This is a genomic window from Cellulomonas olei, assembly GCF_039548315.1.
Classification (GTDB): domain Bacteria; phylum Actinomycetota; class Actinomycetes; order Actinomycetales; family Cellulomonadaceae; genus Cellulomonas.
This window is the reverse complement of sequence record NZ_JBCLVN010000045.1, coordinates 42227-61282: the sequence shown is the minus strand read 5'-3', so window position 1 is coordinate 61282 and position 19056 is coordinate 42227. Positions and strand designations below refer to the sequence as shown.

At 74.4% G+C, this 19056-nt stretch carries 18 protein-coding genes; 4 read left to right on the top strand and 14 right to left on the bottom strand.

The annotated features are described in order from the left end of the window. Window positions 1-149: 149 nt before the first annotated feature. Genes scpB through AAHH18_RS13680 form a run of 5 tightly spaced genes read right to left on the bottom strand, consistent with a single transcriptional unit; the run spans window position 150 to window position 4713 of the window. On the bottom strand, window positions 150-824 hold the full coding sequence (gene scpB / locus AAHH18_RS13700; RefSeq protein ID WP_343301995.1) for an SMC-Scp complex subunit ScpB: 675 nt from the start codon (window positions 822-824) through the stop codon (window positions 150-152). After that, a complete protein-coding gene (locus AAHH18_RS13695) occupies window positions 821-1699 on the bottom strand; it encodes a segregation and condensation protein A (protein WP_283320441.1) in 879 nt (292 codons plus the stop codon). The genes scpB and AAHH18_RS13695 overlap by 4 nt, the downstream gene beginning before the upstream one ends. Further along, on the bottom strand, window positions 1683-2549 hold the full coding sequence (locus tag AAHH18_RS13690) for a ParA family protein (RefSeq protein WP_283320442.1): 867 nt from the start codon (window positions 2547-2549) through the stop codon (window positions 1683-1685). The genes AAHH18_RS13695 and AAHH18_RS13690 overlap by 17 nt, the downstream gene beginning before the upstream one ends. 29 nt (window positions 2550-2578) lie before the next feature. Next, window positions 2579-3730 carry a site-specific tyrosine recombinase XerD gene (locus AAHH18_RS13685; protein WP_343301994.1) on the bottom strand — a complete coding sequence of 384 codons (1152 nt, stop codon included), beginning with the start codon at window positions 3728-3730 and terminating at the stop codon, window positions 2579-2581. Window positions 3731-3756: 26 nt separating this feature from the next. Next, the gene (locus AAHH18_RS13680; RefSeq protein ID WP_343301993.1) at window positions 3757-4713 is read right to left on the bottom strand and encodes a heme o synthase; all 957 of its coding nucleotides are present in this window, start codon (window positions 4711-4713) and stop codon (window positions 3757-3759) included. Window positions 4714-5041: 328 nt separating this feature from the next. On the opposite strand from AAHH18_RS13680, the gene tal reads away from it, so the two are divergent. Genes tal through pgl form a run of 4 tightly spaced genes read left to right on the top strand, consistent with a single transcriptional unit; the run spans window position 5042 to window position 9388 of the window. Then, the gene (gene tal, locus AAHH18_RS13675; protein ID WP_343301992.1) at window positions 5042-6160 is read left to right on the top strand and encodes a transaldolase; all 1119 of its coding nucleotides are present in this window, start codon (window positions 5042-5044) and stop codon (window positions 6158-6160) included. Beyond that, window positions 6157-7698: a glucose-6-phosphate dehydrogenase gene (zwf, locus tag AAHH18_RS13670; protein ID WP_283320446.1), complete on the top strand. Its 1542-nt coding sequence runs from the start codon at window positions 6157-6159 to the stop codon at window positions 7696-7698. Before tal ends, zwf begins: the two co-directional genes overlap by 4 nt. After that, window positions 7695-8612 (top strand): glucose-6-phosphate dehydrogenase assembly protein OpcA, encoded by a 918-nt coding sequence (locus AAHH18_RS13665; protein ID WP_283320447.1) that lies wholly within the window; start codon window positions 7695-7697, stop codon window positions 8610-8612. Before zwf ends, AAHH18_RS13665 begins: the two co-directional genes overlap by 4 nt. Then, window positions 8609-9388: a 6-phosphogluconolactonase gene (gene pgl / locus AAHH18_RS13660; RefSeq protein ID WP_283320448.1), complete on the top strand. Its 780-nt coding sequence runs from the start codon at window positions 8609-8611 to the stop codon at window positions 9386-9388. The genes AAHH18_RS13665 and pgl overlap by 4 nt, the downstream gene beginning before the upstream one ends. Before the next feature lie 287 nt (window positions 9389-9675). Here the strand turns inward: pgl and AAHH18_RS13655 are convergent, their stop codons facing one another. From AAHH18_RS13655 to uvrC, 9 genes are all read right to left on the bottom strand, one after another. Then, the gene (locus AAHH18_RS13655; protein WP_222172456.1) at window positions 9676-10032 is read right to left on the bottom strand and encodes an RNA polymerase-binding protein RbpA; all 357 of its coding nucleotides are present in this window, start codon (window positions 10030-10032) and stop codon (window positions 9676-9678) included. A 10-nt stretch (window positions 10033-10042) separates the two neighbouring features. Next, window positions 10043-10285, bottom strand: coding sequence for a preprotein translocase subunit SecG (gene secG, locus AAHH18_RS13650; protein WP_222172455.1), 243 nt, complete (start codon window positions 10283-10285; stop codon window positions 10043-10045). A gap of 188 nt (window positions 10286-10473) precedes the next feature. Next, complete coding sequence (tpiA, locus tag AAHH18_RS13645; protein ID WP_283320449.1) at window positions 10474-11262, bottom strand: triose-phosphate isomerase; 789 nt, start codon at window positions 11260-11262, stop codon at window positions 10474-10476. A 4-nt stretch (window positions 11263-11266) separates the two neighbouring features. Further along, on the bottom strand, window positions 11267-12454 hold the full coding sequence (locus AAHH18_RS13640; protein ID WP_283320450.1) for a phosphoglycerate kinase: 1188 nt from the start codon (window positions 12452-12454) through the stop codon (window positions 11267-11269). A gap of 148 nt (window positions 12455-12602) precedes the next feature. Beyond that, the gene (gene gap / locus AAHH18_RS13635) at window positions 12603-13607 is read right to left on the bottom strand and encodes a type I glyceraldehyde-3-phosphate dehydrogenase (RefSeq protein ID WP_222172452.1); all 1005 of its coding nucleotides are present in this window, start codon (window positions 13605-13607) and stop codon (window positions 12603-12605) included. Between the two features lie 247 nt (window positions 13608-13854). Beyond that, window positions 13855-14835, bottom strand: coding sequence for a DNA-binding protein WhiA (gene whiA / locus AAHH18_RS13630; RefSeq protein ID WP_283320451.1), 981 nt, complete (start codon window positions 14833-14835; stop codon window positions 13855-13857). 69 nt (window positions 14836-14904) lie between these two features. Then, window positions 14905-15903 (bottom strand): gluconeogenesis factor YvcK family protein, encoded by a 999-nt coding sequence (locus tag AAHH18_RS13625; protein ID WP_283320452.1) that lies wholly within the window; start codon window positions 15901-15903, stop codon window positions 14905-14907. A gap of 4 nt (window positions 15904-15907) precedes the next feature. Beyond that, window positions 15908-16855: an RNase adapter RapZ gene (gene rapZ, locus AAHH18_RS13620; RefSeq protein ID WP_283320453.1), complete on the bottom strand. Its 948-nt coding sequence runs from the start codon at window positions 16853-16855 to the stop codon at window positions 15908-15910. Then, window positions 16852-19011 carry an excinuclease ABC subunit UvrC gene (uvrC, locus tag AAHH18_RS13615; protein ID WP_343301991.1) on the bottom strand — a complete coding sequence of 720 codons (2160 nt, stop codon included), beginning with the start codon at window positions 19009-19011 and terminating at the stop codon, window positions 16852-16854. Before uvrC ends, rapZ begins: the two co-directional genes overlap by 4 nt. Between the last annotated feature and the right edge of the window lie 45 nt (window positions 19012-19056).

The following is a 19056-nucleotide window of genomic DNA, read 5'->3' as shown; positions in this document are numbered from 1 at the left end:
CGCGCCGCCGTCACGACCGCCGCGTCCGGCACCTCCCGCACCCCGGCCCGCGCCGGCGCCGCCGGGCCGACCCGTCGCGCCACCCCGCGGGCCACCGCCGCGCCGTGCGCCGCCCGACCCTCCGCGACCGTCCTGCCCTGCTGCACCCATCACCTGTCTCCGTTCATCCTGTCGGCCCCGTCAAGCCCGTCGAACGCGTCGATCTCGGGCAGGTACGGAGCGAGCGGGGGCAGCTCGTCGAGGTTCGTGAGGCCCATCCGCTCCAGGAAGTATCCCGTGGTCCGGTAGAGGAACGCACCGGAGGCCGGGTCGACGCCCGCCTCGGCCACCAGACCACGTGCCGTCAGGGTCCGCACGACGCCGTCCACGTTGACGCCGCGGACCCCCGAGACCTGCCCGCGCGTGACGGGCTGCCGGTACGCGATCACCGCGAGCGTCTCGAGCGCCGCCTGCGTCAGCCGGGCGGTCTGCCCGTCGAGCACGAACCGGCCCGCGACCTGGTGGTACGCGGGTGCGGAGTAGATCCGCCAGCCCTCGCACACCTGCCGCAGCTCGAACCCGCGCGGGCGTCCGCCGTGCTCCCCGCGGTACTCCTCCGCGAGGGTGCGCAGCAGGTCGACGACCTCCCCGGTGGGCAGGCCCAGCACGGTCGCGAGACGCACCGCCGGGACGGGCTCGTCGGCGACCATGAGCACCGCCTCGAGCGCCGCCAGCGCCCCGCCGGGCAGGTCGGCGACGTCGAAGGCGAGCTCCTCGGGCGCGGGCGCCAGCTCCCCCTCCGCGGGGGCCGGCACCGGCGCGTCCCCGGTCGGTGCGTCCGTCATGCGTCCGTCCCCTCGTCGAAGTCCGACTCCACCGCGACGTCGCCGTCGCCCGTCCCCGTCCACCGCACCGTCAGCTCGCCGAGCGGCGTCACCTGGTCGAAGCCCACCGCCCCCTCGCGGAACAGCTCGAGCAGCGCGAGGAACCGCGCCACGACGACGAGCGTCGACGACGCGTCGGCGGTCAGCGCGCGGAAGGTCGTCGCGCCGGAGTGGCGCAGGCGGTCCGCCACCAGGGCGGCCTGCTCCCGGACGCTCACCGCGGGCGCGTGCAGGTGGCTGATGTCGACGCCCGGCGGGGGCGGCGCCGGCGACAGCGCCTTGGCGGCCAGGGCCGCGAGCTCCTGCGGCCCGATCTGCCAGACCAGCTCCGGGAGCATCGCCGCGAGCTGCGGCTCGAGCTCGACGGTGCGGGGGAACCGGCGGCCCTGCTCGACCAGGCGCGTGCCGATGTCCGCCGCGACCACCTTGTACGCCCGGTACTGCAGCAGCCGCGCGAACAGCAGGTCCCTGGCCTCGAGCAGCTCGAGGTCCTCGGCGTCCTCGACGTCGCCCGCCGGCAGCAACCGGGCCGCCTTGAGGTCCAGCAGCGTCGCCGCGACCAGCAGGAACTCGCTCGCCTGCCCGAGGTCCCACGTGCGCCCGCCCTCGGTGGCCGCACGCTCGGCGGCGCGGATGTGCGCGATGAACTCGTCCGTGACGACCGCCAGCGCGACCTCGGTGATGTCGAGCTTGTGCTTCGAGATCAGGCCGAGCAGCAGGTCGAACGGGCCCGAGAAGTTGTCGAGGTGCACCTCGAACGCGCTCGAGCCGACGGGGGCCGCCCCGGTCGTCCCGTCGGGCTGCGGCGGCGCGGGCGCCTCAGGCGGCGTCGCCACGGGCGACGAGCTCCCGCGCCAGCTGCCGGTACGCGTGCGCCCCGGCGTGCGTCGGCGCGTAGGTGGTGATCGGCTCCGCGGCCACGGACGCGTCCGGGAACTTCACGGTGCGCCCGATGACGGTCTGGAGCAGCGTGTCGCCGAAGGCCTCGTGCACCCGCGCCACCACCTCGCGGGCGTGCAGCGTGCGGGGGTCGTACATGGTCGCGAGGATGCCGTCGACCTCGAGGCGCGGGTTCAGCCGGTCGCGCACCTTCTCGATGGTCTCGACGAGCAGCGCCACGCCGCGCAGGGCGAAGAACTCGCACTCGAGCGGGATGAGCACGCCGTGCGCCGCCGTCAGCGCGTTCACGGTGAGCAGGCCGAGCGACGGCTGGCAGTCGATGAGCACGACGTCGTAGTCGTCCAGCACGGGGCGCAGGACGCGGGACAGGATCGACTCGCGCGCCACCTCGGAGACGAGCTGGACCTCGGCGGCCGACAGGTCGATGTTCGCCGGCAGCAGGTCCAGCCCGGGGACCTCGGTCGGGCGCACGAGGTCCGCGACCTGCGCGTGCCGGTCGACGAGCAGGTCGTAGACGGTGCGGTCGAGCTCGTGCGGGCTGATGCCCAGGCCGACGGAGGCGGCACCCTGCGGGTCGAAGTCCACGATGAGCACCCGGCGCCCGTACTCGGCGAGCGCCGCGGCGAGGTTGATCGTGGTCGTCGTCTTGCCGACGCCGCCCTTCTGGTTGCACATGGCGATCACCCGCGCGGGCCCGTGCGCGGCGAGCGGAGCGGGGACGGGGAAGTCGGGCAGGGGCCTGCCCACCGGGTCGAGAACGGTCTCGGTCGTCTCCTCGCGTGCCACCCGCACAACCTACCGGAGCGGCGACCCGGTCAGCCGCGTCCCGCGCCGGTGGCGGCGGCCCCGTCCGGCCCCTCCGCCCGCTGCCCCGGCCGCTCGCCCGCCCGCTGCCCCGGCCGCTCGCCCGCCCGCTGCCCCGGCCGCTCGCCCGCCCGCTCGCCCGCCCGCTCCCGGGCCTGGTCCCGGCGGGCCCGCGGGTGGCTGGTCACGTAGACCTCCCGCAGCGTGTCCGGCGTCACCCTCGTGTAGATCTGCGTGGTCGTGACCGAGGCGTGCCCGAGCAGCTCCTGGACCACCCGCACGTCCGCGCCGCCGGCGAGCAGGTGGGTCGCGAACGAGTGCCGCAGCGTGTGCGGCGACACGTGCGCGGCCCCGGGCAGGCCGGCCCGCTCGGCGGCCGTGCGCAGCACCGCCCAGGCGCTCTGGCGCGACAGCCGCGCCCCGCGGGTGTTGAGGAAGACGGCCGACCCGCCGCGCCCCGCGGCGGCCAGCGCCGGCCGCGCGCGCACGAGGTACGCCTCGACGGCCTCGACCGCGTAGGCGCCGACGGGCACGACCCGCTCCTTGCTCCCCTTGCCGAACAGGCGGACGGCCGCGCGGCCGGGGGTCAGGTCCAGGTCGTCGACGTCCAGCCCGACCGCCTCCGAGATGCGCGCACCCGTGGAGTACAGGAGCTCCAGGAGCGCGCGGTCGCGCAGCGGCACCGGGCCGTCGCCCAGGGAGGCGGCCCCGAGCAGGCGCTCGACGTCGTGCGTCGAGATCGCCTTCGGCAGGCGCTGCGGCTGCTGGGGCGGGCGCACGGCGCGGGCCGGGTCGTCGGGAGCCTGGCCCTCGAGGACGGCGAACCGGTGCCAGCCCCGCACCGCCACCACCGCGCGGGCCGCGGACGACGCGGACAGCACCGCCCGGCCGTCGGAGCCCGTGCGCACCGCGGTGAGGAAGTCCTCGACGTCGCCCTCGGTCACGTCCCCGATGCCGACGCGACCGGCGCACGCGAGGTGCTCGACGTACCGCGCGAGGTCGCGGCGGTACGCGGCGAGCGTGTTGGCGGACAGCCCCCGCTCCACGGTGAGGTGGGCGAGGTAGCCGTCGAGGGCGACGCGCAGCGCCGGCGGGACCTCGGGCGCGGGGCGGGCCGGGGCAGGACGGGCCGGCGCGGGCGCGGACGTGCCGCTCTCCCCCATGGCCGTCCTCCCGGTCCGCCGTCCGCCTACAGCGGGAGGAACACGTCCACGGCCACCGCGACGGACAGCAGCGACAGGTACGTGATCGACCCGTGGAACACCGACATCGCGCGCAGCCTGCCGCGGCTCGGGTCCTGCGCGCGACGGTACAGCGCGATGGTCGACCAGAGGAACCACCCGCCGAGCACCGTCGCGACGACGGCGTACACCCAGGTCATGCCGGCGACCGGCACCAGCAGCAGCGAGCACGCGATCATGGCCACGGTGTACGCGATCATCTCCCGCGCGACCTTCGCCTCGGCGGCGACGACCGGCAGCATCGGCACCCCGGCGGCGGCGTAGTCCTTGCGGAACTTCATGGACAGCGGCCAGTAGTGCGGCGGCGTCCAGAAGAAGATCACCCCGAACAGCAGCACCGCGGCCCACGACACGCCCCCGGTGACCGAGGACCACCCGATGAGCACGGGCATGCACCCGGCCGCGCCGCCCCACACGATGTTCTGCGGGGTCCGGCGCTTGAGGATCATCGTGTAGCCGACGACGTAGATGAGGATCGCGCCGCCGGTGAGCAGCGCGGAGGGCACGTTCACCAGCAGCGCCAGCCACGTCAGCGACGCCACGCCGAGCGCGAGGCCGAACACCAGCGCAGCGCGCGGCGTGATCTCCCCGGTCACGAGCGGCCGGCGCTTCGTGCGGTTCATGACCTGGTCGATGTCGCGGTCCAGGTAGCAGTTGAGGACGTTCGCCGAGCCCGCGGCCGCCGCCCCGCCGACGAGCGTCGCGAGCACGAGGCCGATCGGGGGGAACGTGCCCTGGGCGAGGATCATCGTCGGCAGCGTGGTGACGAGCAGCAGCTCGATCACGCGCGGCTTCGTCAGCGCGACGTACGCGCCGACGCGGCGACGCAGCGTGCGGGGAGCGGCGCCGGCGCCGGCCGGCCGCACCGGCGGGCGGGAGGACCCGGCGGGAGCGGCTGGGCTCATCGTGCGCACGCTCCGGTCCTCCGCCCCTGTCGCTCGGCCCCGCGGCGGTCCGCCTGCGGATGGTTCCGGCCATCGTACGGCCCTTTCGGCAGCAGAGGGGGCCGTCACGCGCATGGGACCTCGGTCCCAGAGGTGTGACGTCCGTCGCCCTGGCCCCCTCCCTGCTGTGGACGGACCGGCGATCGCCCGTGCGCGGGTCTAGGCTCGAAACCGCACGCCAGGCGCGGGTGACCACCGCCCGGCGTGAGCGGCGCCCGGCCCCCCGACCGGGCACCCGTCCGTCGACGTCCCGCGGTCCGTGCGGGACGAGAAACGAGGTGGCACGACGATGACTCAGGGCACCACGCCGCTCGACCAGGTGGCCGACGCGGGCGTCGCCGTCTGGCTGGACGACCTCTCCCGGGAGCGGCTGCGCACCGGCAACCTCGAGCAGCTCGTGGCCGAGCGCCGCGTCGTGGGGGTGACGACCAACCCGACGATCTTCGCCGGCGCCCTCGCGAAGGGCGACGCCTACGACGAGCAGCTCCGGCAGCTCGCCGCGCAGGGCACCGACGTGGACGGCGCGGTCTTCGCGATCACCACCGACGACGTGCGGGACGCCGCGGACGTGCTGCGCCCGGTGCACGACCGGACGGACGGCGTGGACGGCCGCGTCTCCATCGAGGTCGACCCGCGGCTGGCGCACGACGCGCAGGCCACCGCCGACTCCGCCCGGGCGCTGTGGTCGACCATCGACCGCCCGAACGTCTTCATCAAGATCCCGGCGACGCTGGACGGGCTGCAGGCGATCTCCGACGTGCTCGCCGACGGCATCAGCGTCAACGTCACGCTGATCTTCTCGCTCGATCGCTACCGGGCGGTGCTCGACGCGTTCCTCGACGGCATGGAGCGCGCCCGCGCGAACGGGCACGACCTGGCCCCGATCGCCTCGGTGGCGTCGTTCTTCGTCTCGCGCGTGGACGCCGCGATCGACCCGCGCCTCGACGAGATCGGCTCCCCGGAGGCGGCGGCGCTGCGCGGGCAGGCCGCCATCGCCAACGCCCGCCTCGCCTACGGCGTGTACCAGGAGGTCGTGGCGGGCGAGCGCTGGCAGTCGCTCGCCGCCGCCGGCGCGAGGCCGCAGCGGCCGCTCTGGGCGTCCACCGGCGTCAAGGACAAGGCGTACCCCGACACGCGCTACGTCGACGAGCTGGTCGTCGCGGGCGTCGTCAACACGATGCCGGAGGCCACCCTCCACGCGGTCGCCGACCACGGGAACTTCCGCGGTGACACGGTCACCGGCACGCAGGCCGAGGCGCAGCGCGTCGTCGAGGGCCTCGCCGCGCTGGGCATCTCGATCGACGAGGTCACCGACCAGCTCGAGCGCGAGGGCGTCGAGAAGTTCGAGAAGTCCTGGACGGAGCTCCTCGAGACGGTGCAGGACGGCCTGGGCCAGGTGACCGCGTGAGGCCCGCGAAGGTCACGCCCGAGCACAACCCCCTGCGCGACCCGCGGGACCGCCGGCTCCCCCGGATCGCCGGCCCGTCCGGCCTCGTGATCTTCGGCGTCACCGGCGACCTCGCCCGCAAGAAGCTCATGCCCGCGGTGTACGACCTGACGAACCGCGGCCTGCTGCCGCCCGGCTTCGCGCTCACCGGGTTCGCCCGGCGCGACTGGGAGGACCAGGACTTCGCGCAGATCGTCCACGACTCCGTCAAGGAGCACGCCCGCACCCCGTTCCGCGAGGCGACGTGGCGGCAGCTCTCCGAGGGCATCCGGTTCGTCCAGGGCTCCTTCGACGACGACGACGCGTTCGACCGGCTCCGCACGACGGTGGAGGACCTGGACGTCTCGCGGGGCACGGCGGGCAACCACGCGTTCTACCTGTCGGTGCCGCCCAGCGCGTTCCCGGTGGTCTGCAAGCAGCTCGCCCGCTCCGGCCTGTCGCAGCCGGTCGAGGGCGCGTGGCGGCGCGTGGTCATCGAGAAGCCGTTCGGGCACGACCTGCAGTCCGCCCGCGAGCTCAACGACGTGGTGTCCCAGGTGTTCAGCCCGGACGACGTGTTCCGCATCGACCACTACCTGGGCAAGGAGACCGTCCAGAACCTGCTGGCGCTGCGGTTCGCGAACCAGATGTTCGAGCCGATCTGGAACGCCAACTACGTCGACCACGTGCAGATCACGATGGCCGAGGACATCGGCGTCGGCGGTCGCGCCGGGTACTACGACGGCATCGGCGCGGCCCGCGACGTCATCCAGAACCACCTGCTGCAGCTCCTCGCCCTCACGGCGATGGAGGAGCCCGTCACGTTCGACGCCAAGGACCTCACCGCCGAGAAGATCAAGGTCCTGTCCGCGGTCCGGCTCCCCAAGGACCTCGGCAAGCACACCGCGCGCGGGCAGTACGCCGCGGGCTGGCAGGGCGGCGAGCGCGTGGTCGGCTACCTCGACGAGGGCGGCTTCGACCCGAACTCGACCACCGAGACGTTCGCCGCCATCCGCGTCGACGTCGACACCCGCCGCTGGGCGGGCGTGCCGTTCTACCTGCGCACCGGCAAGCGCCTGGGCCGGCGCGTCACGGAGATCGCGGTCGTGTTCAAGAAGGCGCCGCACCTGCCGTTCGAGTCCACCGCGACCGAGGAGCTCGGCAAGAACGCGCTCGTCATCCGCGTGCAGCCGGACGAGGGCGTGACCCTGCGGTTCGGCGCGAAGGTCCCGGGCACCGCGATGGAGGTCCGCGACGTCACGATGGACTTCGGCTACGGCCACTCGTTCACCGAGGCGTCGCCCGAGGCGTACGAGCGCCTCATCCTCGACGTGCTGCTCGGCGACCCGCCGCTGTTCCCGCGCCACGAGGAGGTCGAGCTCTCCTGGAAGATCCTCGACCCCATCACGTCCTACTGGGCGGGCAGGGGCCGGCCGGACGCGTACCGCGCCGGGACCTGGGGGCCGGAGTCGGCCGACCGCATGATGGAGCGCGACGGACGAGCCTGGAGGCGACCGTGATCATCGACCTGCCGAAGACGACCACCCGCGACATCAACAAGCGGCTGGTGCAGGAGCGGGACGAGGGCGGCGCCGTCGCGCTGGGCCGGGTCCTGACGCTCATCATCGACGTCGGCCCGCACGACCCGGAGGACGCGATCGCCGCCGCGAACGACGCCTCCCGCGAGCACCCGTGCCGCGTCATCGTCCTGACCGAGGAGGGGCCGGGCGAGGACTCCGAGCTCGACGCCCAGATCCGGCTCGGCGGCGACGCCGGGGCCTCCGAGGTCGTCATCCTGCAGCCCTCGCAGGCGCAGGCACGGCACCTCGACACGCTCGTCCTGCCGCTGCTCCTGCCCGACGCGCCGATCGTGGCGTGGTGGCCGTACGACGTCCCGGAGGACCCGTCGCAGCACCCGATCGGCCAGCTCGCCCGCCGCCGGATCACGGACTCCACGGAGTGCGCGAACCCGTCCCGGACGCTGCACCGGCTGGCGGAGACCTACGCCGAGGGCGACACCGACCTGGCGTGGACGCGCACCACCCTGTGGCGCGGCCTCATCGCCGCGACGCTCGACCAGCCGCCGTTCGAGTCCGTGCAGCGCGCCGTCGTCGCCGGTGAGAGCACGCACCCGTCCGTCGACCTCATGGCCGCGTGGCTCGGGTGGGCGCTGAACTGCCCGGTGGAGATCGAGCGCCAGGCCGACGCCCCGGCGATCACCCAGGTGCGGCTCGAGCGCCGGTCCGGGCCCATCGTGCTGGACCGGCCCGACGGCAAGACCGCCGCGCTGCGCCAGCCCGACCAGCCCGAGCACCGCATCGCCCTGCCCATCCGGCAGCTGCGCGAGTGCCTGGCCGAGGAGCTCCGGCGCCTCGACGCCGACGAGGTCTACGGCGAGGTGCTCCGCAAGGGCCTGACGAAGGTGGGCGCGTGACGGCCGGCGCGGGCGCCCCGCGCACCGTGCTGGTCCACCCGGACGCCACCGTCCTCGCCGAGGCCACCGCCGCGCGGCTCATCACCCGGCTGGTCGACCTGCAGTCCGCGGCCGCCCCCGTGCACGTGGTCCTCACCGGCGGCACGGTCGGCATCCGGACGCTCGCGGCCGTCGCCGCGTCACCGGCCCGCGACGCCGTGGACTGGTCCGGCGTGCACCTGTGGTGGGGCGACGAGCGGTTCCTGCCCGACGGCGACGCCGACCGCAACGAGACCCAGGCGCGTGACGCGCTGCTCGACGCGCTCGGCGACGCCCTGCCCGCGGCGAACGTCCACCCCGTGCGCCCGCTGGACGAGGCCGCCGGCGTCGCGACCCCGGAGGACGCCGCCGCCGCGTACGCCGCCGAGCTCGCCGCCTTCGCCCCCGAGGGCGCCGACGTGCCGGCGTTCGACGTGCTCATGCTCGGCATGGGCCCGGACGGGCACGTCGCGTCGCTGTTCCCCGGCCACGAGGCGCTCGACGTCACCGGCGTCCCCACGGTGGGCGTGCACGGCTCCCCCAAGCCGCCGCCGCTGCGCGTGTCGCTGACGTTCGAGGCCCTGCGGGCGGCCCGCGAGGTGTGGGTCGTCGCGGCCGGCGCCGAGAAGGCGGGCGCCGTCGCGTCCGCCCTGTCGGACGCCCCCGTGGAGCGGACCCCCGCCGCCGGTGCACGGGGCACCGACCGCACGCTGTGGCTCGTCGACGCCGCCGCCGTGTCGGAGGTCGGCGCGGGCTGAGCCCCGCCGCGCACGAGGTCGTCCCCCTCGCGCCCTGCCGTCGGCGCACGAGGTCGTCGCCTCTGGCCGAAGTCGTCACGTCTGGCCGAGGTCGTCAGCTCCACGGGACGACCTCGGCCGGAAGTGACGATCTCGCAAGGACCGGGCGCCGCGCCGGGTCACCGGGCGCCCCGCTGGACCGGGCGCCGTGCCCGGTCAGCAGGGCGCCTCCCCGCGCCGTGGACGGGAACGGCCCCGCAGCATCACGCTGCGGGGCCGTTCTCCTCGGTCGTGCGGTGCCGGCTGCCTCAGCGCAGCCGGCCGCCGCGCCGCGCGCGCAGGGCGGCGAGGGCCTCGTCGAGGATCGCCTCGCCGTCCTCGGCGGACCGGCGCTCCTTCACGTACGCGAGGTGCGTCTTGTACGGCTCGTTCCGGACGGGCGACGGCGGGTTCGCCTGGTCCTGCCCGGCGGGGAACCCGCAGCGCGGGCAGTCCCAGGTCTCGGGTGCCTCCTCGGCGGCCTCCTCGGCGAACGAGGGCCGCGTCTCGTGGCCGTTCGCGCACCAGTAGGAGATCCAGATCCGAGGGGCGGCGTCGCCGCGCTCGGCCTCGCCCATGGGGCCCGCACCGACGCGGGACCCCCGGATCGCGCTTCCGCTCGCCATGTCCGCCCCCTCAGCTCACGCGCTCGACGAGGCCGAGCAGCACGATGGCGACCGCCCACACCAGGCTGACGCCCACGGTGATGCGGTTCAGGTTCCGCTCCGCGACGCCCGAGCTGCCGGCGCTGGACGTGATGCCGCCGCCGAACATGTCCGACAGGCCACCGCCCTTGCCCTTGTGCAGCAGGACGAGCGGGACGAGCAGCAGGCTCGTGACCACCAGGAGGACCTGGAGGGCGATGGTGAGGGCTGTCACGACGGTGTCTGACTTCCTTGCTCGGGATGCCGGGCCGCGGGACGGCCTGGTCGGGTGTGGACCGCGGTCCAGGGTAGGCGACGCGCAGCCGGGGAATCCAGCGACGCGGTGCCGGGCCGGGGGTGTGTCCCCCGGTCGGTGCCGGGGCGGACGGGGTGACGACCCCGTCCGCCCCGCCACCGGGTGGCTCAGGCGCCGGCGTGCGCCTTGAACCGGGCGATCTTCGCGAACTCCTCGGCGTCCAGCGAGGCGCCGCCCACGAGGGCGCCGTCCACGTCGGGCTTGCCGATGATCTGCGCGGCGTTGCCCGACTTCACGGAGCCGCCGTACAGCACGCGCACGGCGTCGGCGACCTCGGCGGAGTACAGCTCGGCGAGCTTGCCGCGGATGGCCTCGCAGACCTCCTGCGCGTCCTCCGGGGTGGCGACCTCGCCGGTGCCGATGGCCCACACCGGCTCGTAGGCGATGACGACCGTCTTCGCCTGCTCCTCGGTGACGCCCGCGAGCGAGCCCTCGAGCTGCGCCAGCGTGTAGGGCACGTGCTCGCCGGCCTTGCGGATGTCGAGGCCCTCGCCGACGCAGACGATCGGGACGAGGCCCGCCCCGAACGCGGCGACGGCCTTCGCGGCCACGGTCGCGTCGGACTCGGCGTGGTACTCGCGCCGCTCCGAGTGGCCGACGGCCACGTAGGTCACGCCGAGCTTCGCGAGCTGCGCGGCGGAGACCTCACCGGTGTACGCGCCGGACGCGTGCTGCGACACGTCCTGCGCGCCGTAGCGGATGTCGAGCTTGTCGGCGTCGACCAGCGTCTGCACGGAGCGGATGTTGGTGAACGACGGCAGGACCGCGACCTCGACGTCGGAGAAGTCGTGCTTGGCGTCCTTGAGGGTCCACGCGAGCTTCTGCACCAGGTGCACGGCCTCGTGGTGGTCGAGGTTGAGCTTCCAGTTGCCCGCGATCAGGGGGGTGCGTGCCATGGGTTCAGTCCTCCAGGACCGCGATGCCGGGGAGGGTCTTGCCCTCCAGGAGCTCCAGCGACGCGCCGCCGCCGGTCGAGATGTGGCCGAAGCCCGCCTCGTCGAAGCCGAGCAGGCGCACGGCCGCGGCCGAGTCGCCGCCGCCGACGATGGAGAAGCCCTCGGTGTCGACGAGCGCCTGCGCGACGGCCTTGGTGCCGCCGGCGTAGGCCGCGCGCTCGAACACGCCCATCGGGCCGTTCCAGGCGATCGTCCTGGCGCCGAGGATCGCGTCGCGGAACAGCTCGCCGGACTTCGGGCCGATGTCGAGGCCCATCTTGTCGGCGGGGATCGCGTCGACGGCGACGACCTCGAAGTCGTCCGAGCCGAACTCGGGCGCGACCAGGGTGTCGACGGGCAGGACGATCTCGACGCCGGCCTCCTGGGCCTGGGCGAGGTAGCCCTTGACGGTCTCGACCTGGTCCTCCTCGAGCAGTGAGGAGCCGACCTCGTGGCCCTGGGCCTTGAGGAAGGTGAACATCATGCCGCCGCCGATGAGGAGCTTGTCGGCCTTGGTGATGAGGTTGCCGATGACGCCGAGCTTGTCGGAGACCTTCGCGCCGCCGAGCACGACGACGTAGGGGCGCTCCGGGTCCTCGACGGCCTTGCGCAGCGCCTCGACCTCGGTGAGGACGAGCGTGCCCGCGGCGTGCGGCAGGCGCAGCGCGACGTCGTAGACCGACGCCTGCTTGCGGTGCACGACGCCGAAGCCGTCGGAGACGAACGCGTCGGCCAGCTGGGCCAGCTCGTCGGCGAGCTCGCCGCGGACGGCGTCGTCCTTCGAGGTCTCGCGGGCGTCGAAGCGGATGTTCTCGAGCAGGGCGATCTGGCCGTCCTCGAGCGCCGCGACGGTGGCCTTGGCGGAGTCGCCCACGACGTCCTCGGCGAGCGCGACGGGCCGGCCGAGCAGCTCGCCCAGGCGGGCCGCGACGGGCGCCAGCGAGTACTTCGGGTCCGGCTCGCCCTTCGGGCGGCCGAGGTGCGCGGTCACGACGACCCGGGCGCCCGCGTCCAGCAGGGTGGTCAGGGTCGGGAGCGCGGCGCGGATGCGGCCGTCGTCGGTGATGGTCGTGCCGTCGAGCGGCACGTTGAAGTCGGAGCGGACGAGCACGCGCTTGCCGCGCAGGTCGCCGAGGTCCTCGATGGTCTTCATGCTCTCCTACCTTGCTGGGGAGGCCACCGCGGCGCGGCGACCGAGGGGGGCCGGCAGGGCCCGGTCACAGCAGCGTCCGCGTACGCCGGGGCCGTAGGACCCGGGCGTACGCGGACGCATGACCGTTGCTACCGGTGCGGGGCTGACGTCAGAGACGCGCGCCGACGTACTCGGTGAGCTTGACGAGCGACGAGCTGTAGCCCCACTCGTTGTCGTACCAGGCGATGATCTTGACCTGGTCGCCGATCACCTTGGTGAGCTTCGCGTCGAAGATGCTCTGGTGCGGGTTGGTGACGATGTCCGAGGAGACGATCTCGTCCTCGGTGTACTCCAGCGTCCCCTTGAGCGGGCCCTCGGCGGCGGCCTTGACCGCGGCGTTGACCTCCTCGACCGTGACCTCGCGCGAGGCGGTGAAGGTCAGGTCGGTGGCGGAGCCGGTGATGGTCGGCACGCGGAGCGCGAAGCCGTCCAGCTTGCCCTTGAGCTCCGGCAGCACGAGCGCGACGGCCTTGGCGGCGCCGGTCGTGGTCGGGACGATGTTCTGCGCGGCGGCGCGGGCGCGACGCAGGTCGCGGTGCGGGCCGTCCTGCAGGTTCTGGTCACCCGTGTAGGCGTGGATCGTGGTCATGAGGCCACGCTCGATGCCGATCGCGTCGTTGAGCGCCTTCGCCACCGGGGCGAGGCAGTTCGTGGTGCAGGACGCGTTCGAGATGATGTGCTGCGTCGCCGGGTCGTAGTCGGTGTGGTTCACGCCGACGACGAAGGTGCCGTCCTCGTTCTTCGCCGGGGCGGAGATGATGACCTTCTTGGCGCCGGCCTCGATGTGCGCCTTGGCCTTGGTGGCGTCCGTGAAGAAGCCGGTCGACTCGATGACGATGTCGGCGCCCAGCTCGGCCCACGGGAGGTTCGCCGGCTCGCGCTCCGCGAGGGCGCGGATCTTCTTGCCGTCGACGATGAGGTTCTCGTCGTCGAAGTCGACGCTCTGCGGGAAGCGGCCCAGCACGGTGTCGTACTTGAGCAGGTGAGCCAGCGTCTTGTTGTCCGTCAGGTCGTTGACGCCGACGATCTCGATGTCGGCGCCCGACGCCACGATGGCACGGTAGAAGTTGCGCCCGATGCGGCCGAAGCCGTTGATGCCGACCTTGATGGTCACTTGCCCTCCTCGGCACGCGCCGGCAAGCGCCGGCACACACTGTTGCGGTGATGGACTGCGCACGCCGGTGTGCGCCGCCCGGAAACCCCGTGGTCACACGAACTTGACCCGCGCGAGGCCTCCGGATGGGTAAGAGCCTATACCCGCGCGCGCACGGGCGCAGGGACCTAGGTCTGCCGGTGCCGTCGCGCGGGCGTGGTTCCCGCGGCCCCGGTCCGCGGCTCCCGCGCGCCCCGGACGGTGGGGGTCAGAGATCCAGCAGGTCGGGGCTCAGACCCGACTCGGTGTCCGGGATCCCGAGGTCGGACGCCCGCTTGTCGGCCGTCGCCAGCAGGCGGCGGATCCGGCCGGCGACGGCGTCCTTGGTCAGCACCGGGTCCGCGAGCTTGCCGAGCTCCTCCAGCGACGCCTCCTTGTGCGCCAGCCGCAGCTCGCCGGCCTCCCGCAGGTGCTCCGGGACGTCGGCCCCGAGGATCTCGAACGCCCGCTCGACCCGGGCCCCGGCGGCCACCGCCGCCCGCGCGGAGCGCCGCAGGTTCGCGTCGTCGAAGTTGGCGAGCCGGTTCGCGGTGCCCCGGACCTCGCGCCGGACCCGCCGCTCCTCCCACACCAGCAGCGTGTCGTGGGCGCCGAGCCGGGCCAGCATCGCGGCGATCGCGTCCCCGTCCCGGATCACGACCCGGTCGATGCCCCGGACCTCGCGCGCCTTGGCGGGGATCTGCAGCCGGCGCGCCGCGCCGACGAGGGCCAGCGCGGCCTCCGGGCCGGGGCACGTGACCTCGAGGGCCGAGGACCGGCCGGGCTCCGTGAGCGAGCCGTGCGCGAGGAACGCACCGCGCCACGCCGCCTCCGCCTCCTGGGCGCCCGCCGCGACGATCTGCGGGGGCAGCCCGCGGACCGGCCGGCCGCGGTTGTCCAGCAGGCCGGTCTGGCGGGCGAGCGACTCCCCGTCCTTGACCACCCGCACGACGTACCGGTTGCCGCGGCGCAGGCCACCGCCCTGCACGACGATGACGTCCGACGTGTGCCCGTAGACCTCGGAGATGGCCGCCCGCAGGCGACGTGCGGCCGCGCCGGTGTCCAGCTCGGCCTCGATGACGATGCGCCCCGAGATGATGTGCAGACCGCCCGCGAACCGCAGCGTGGCCGACACCTCCGCCTTCCGGCAGGACGTCTTGTCGACCTGGAGCCGCGCAAGCTCGTCCTTCACCTGTGCCGTCAGAGCCATGCGGGCCATCCTGCCATCCCGGGCGCGCCGGGACGCCCGGACCGGGAGGTGCCCTCGCTCACGACCGGGTCACGGCCGGGTCGCCGGGGGCGGCGTGCGGCGGCGCGCGGCGCCCACGTCGCCGAGGTACCCCTCCACCACGTCGCTGATCGCCGCGGCCAGGCGCAGGGCGTCGTGGCGCGGCGTGCCATCGCCCCGCCGCACCTGCCGCATGAGCAGCCGCCCGCCGGCCGCGCGGGTGCGCTCCTCCAGCTCGTCGACGTCGTCGACCGAGCCCGGGTCCGCGATGACGGCGTCCACCCGCAGGTCCGGCGCGTGCTGCCGCAGCGCGTCCAGGTGCTCGCACGGCCCCATGCCCGCGGTCTCGGCGTCGGGGCTGAGGTTCAGCACGAGGATGCGCCGGGCGGGCGTCCGGTGCAGCGCCGCCGCGAGGTCGGGCACGAGCAGGTGCGGGATGACCGAGGTGTACCAGGACCCCGGCCCGAGGACGACCCAGTCGGCCTCGTCGACGGCCGTGACCGCCTCCGGCAGCGCCGGGGGCTCCTCCGGGAGCAGCCGCACGTGCGTGATGCGGTCCCGGGAGGACGCGACGTGGCTCTGGCCGCGCACCACGCCCACGGACCCGTCCGGGCGCTCGACGTCGGCCTCGATCTCCAGCGGCACCGCCGCCATCGGCAGGACCCGCCCGCGGGCGCCGAGCAGCCGCCCCACCCAGTCCAGGCCGTCCACGGTGTCGCCCAGCAGCTCCCAGAGCGCGACGATCAGCAGGTTGCCGACCGCGTGCCGGTCCAGGTCGCCGCTGGACGTGAACCGGTGCTGCAGGACGTCGCGCCACGTGCGGCCCCAGTCGGAGTCGTCGCACAGCGCCGACAGCGCCATGCGCAGGTCCCCGGGCGGGAGCACGCCGAGCTCGTCGCGCAGCCGGCCCGACGAGCCGCCGTCGTCGGCCACCGTGACCACGGCGGTCAGCCGGTCGGTGACGCGGCGCAGCGCCGACAGCGTCGCGGACAGGCCGTGGCCCCCGCCGAGCGCGACGAAGGCCGGCTGCCCGTCGCGGACGGGGCTCACCGGCTCACTCCTTGCCGAGGTCGCGCGCGGCGACGGTCACCCGCTGCCCCCGCGCGCGCAGCCGCTCCGCGATGGCCTCGCTGATCGCGACCGAGCGGTGCTTGCCGCCCGTGCAGCCGACCGCGACGGTGACGTACCGCTTCTCTTCCGCCAGGTACCCCGCGAGGACGGGCTCGAGCGCGTCGACGTAGCGCTCCACGAACTCGCGCGCGCCCGGCAGGCCCAGCACGTAGTCCCGCACCGGGGCGTCCCGGCCGGACAGGTGGCGCAGCTCGGTGATCCAGTACGGGTTCGCGAGGAACCGCACGTCCACCACGTGGTCGGCGTCGAGCGGGATGCCGTACTTGAAGCCGAACGAGACCACGTTGACCCGCAGCACGTCGTCCTGCTCGCCGGACGTCACGGCGGACCGCACGATGCGGCCGAGCTCGTGGACGTTCGTCTCCGACGAGTCGATGAGCACGTCCGCCCGCTCGCGGATGTCCGACAGCAGGGTCCGCTCGGCGGCGATGCCGTCGAGGATGCGCCCCTCGCCCTGCAGCGGGTGCGGCCGGCGGACCTGCTCGTACCGCCGCACCAGCACCTCGTCGGAGGCGTCGAGGAACAGGATCCGGTAGTCCACGCCGGACTCCCGCAGCTGCGCGAGCACGGCCAGCAGGTCGGCGAAGAACTCCCGGCCCCGCACGTCGACGACCGCCGCGAGGCGCAGGTCCGCGCTCGGCGGCCCGCCGTGCGTGAGCATCCCCACGAGGTGCGTCAGCATCTGCGCGGGCAGGTTGTCCACGACGTACCAGCCCATGTCCTCGAGGACGGCGCCGGCGCGGGTGCGCCCGGCGCCGGACATGCCGGTGATGATCAGCAGGTGGGGCTGGCGGACGCGCGGCGCCTCCGCCGCCGCCTCGATGGCCGGGATGCCGCTGGGGACCGTGATCGGCGAGGTCTCGTCGCTCATGACCCCAGCATGCCAGCCGGGTCGGTCCCGGCAGCGGGGGCGGGCACCTGCGGCGCGGCGCCGTCGGCGGCATCGGGCGCGGCGCCGTCGGCGGCGGCACCCTCCGGGGTGGCACCGCGCCCGGCCCCCGCCTCCGCCTGCGCGACGGCGCCCGGTCCGGACGGTGCCGCCCCACCGAGCGCGGCCACGACGGCGGCGGCGGTGCGCGCGCCCATCCCCGGGACGGACGCGATCTCCTCGACGCTCGCCGCCCGCAGCCGCTTGAGGGACCCGAAGTGCTTGAGCAGCGCGGCCGACCGGGCGGGCCCGAGACCCGGCACGTCGTCCAGCGCCGACGTCGTCATGCCCTTGCTGCGCTTCTTGCGGTGCGCGTTGATGGCGAACCGGTGGGCCTCGTCGCGAACCCGCTGCAGCAGGTACAGCCCCTCGGAGGACCGCTGGAGGATCACCGGGTACTCCTCCCCCGGCAGCCACACCTCCTCGAGCCGCTTCGCCAGGCCGCAGAGCGCGACGTCGTCGATGCCGAGCTCGGCCAGCGCCGCCGCGGCCGCGGCGACCTGCGGCGGACCGCCGTCGACCACGACCAGGTTCGGGGGGTACGCGAACCGCTGCGGCCGGCCGGTGGTCGCGTCGACCGGGCCCGAGCGCACGGGCCCGGCGTCCGTGTCGGCCAGTGCCTCCGCGACCTGGTCCTCCCCCAGCCCCAGCTCGAGGTCGCCGGACTGCTCGCGCTCCGCCAGGTAGCGCCGGAACCGCCGCGTGATGACCTCGTGCATCGCCGCGGTGTCGTCGCGCGCGCCGTCGCCCTCCGGGCCGCGGATGCTGAACTGCCGGTACTCGGGCTTGCGCGCGAGGCCGTCCTCGAACACGACCATCGACGCCACCTGGTAGGTGCCCTGGTTGTGCGAGACGTCGTAGCACTCGATGCGCAGCGGCGCGGACTCCAGGCCCAGCGCCTCCTGGATCTCCCGCAGCGCCTGGCTCCGGGTGGTGAGGTCGCCCGCGCGGCGGGTGCGGTGCAGGGCGAGGGCGTGCTCGGCGTTCTTCCGGACGGTGCCCGCGAGCTCGTGCTTCTCCCCGCGCTGCGGCACCCGCACGTGCACCCGCGACCCGCGCAGGCCGGACAGCCAGACCTGCACCTGGTCGAGGTCCGGCGGCAGCACCGGGACGAGCACCTCGCGCGGCACGGCGCCCGCGGTCGCGCCCGCCTCGCCGCCCGGCGCGTCGCCGTAGACCTGCTGGAGCAGGTGCTCGACGAGCTCGGCGTCGGTGACGTCCTCGACCTTCTCGACCACCCAGCCGCGCTGACCCCGGATCCGCCCGTCCCGCACGTGGAACACCTGCACCGCGGCCTCGAGCTCGTCGCCGGCGAGCGCGAAGATGTCCGCGTCGGTGCCGTCCGACAGCACGACGGCGTTCTTCTCGGTCGCCCGCTCGAGCGCCGCGATGTCGTCCCGCAGGCGCGCCGCGCGCTCGAAGTCGAGGTCCGCCGCGGCCTCCTTCATCCGCGCGGTGAGCCGCCGCGTGAACCGCGCGGTGTCGCCCGCCATGAAGTCGGCGAACTCCTCCGCCAGCACGTGGTGGTCCTCCTGCGAGATCCGTCCCACGCACGGCGCCGAGCACTTCTCGATGTACCCCAGCAGGCACGGGCGGCCCTGCTGGTGCGCGCGCTTGAACACGCCCGCCGAGCAGGTCCGCACCGGGAACACGCGCAGCAGCAGGTCGACCGTCTCCCGGATCGCCCACGCGTGCGCGTACGGGCCGAAGTACCGGGTGCCGGGCCGCTTCGCGCCCCGCATCACCTGCACCCGGGGGAACTGGTCCGCGAGCGTGACCGCCAGGTACGGGTACGACTTGTCGTCGCGGTACTTCACGTTGAACCGGGGGTCGAACTCCTTGATCCAGGAGTACTCCAGCGCGAGCGCCTCGACCTCCGTGCCGACGACGGTCCACTGCACCGACGCGGCCGTGGTGACCATCTGCTGCGTGCGGGGGTGCAGGCCGGCGACGTCCTGGAAGTAGCTGTTCAGCCGCTGCCGCAGGCTCTTGGCCTTGCCCACGTAGATGACCCGGCCGTGCTCGTCGCGGAACCGGTAGACGCCCGGCGAGTCCGGGATCTCGCCCGGGGCGGGGCGGTAGGTCGCGGGATCAGCCATATGCAGCAGCCTAGTTCGGCCCACCGACACGAACCGCCCCCGGCC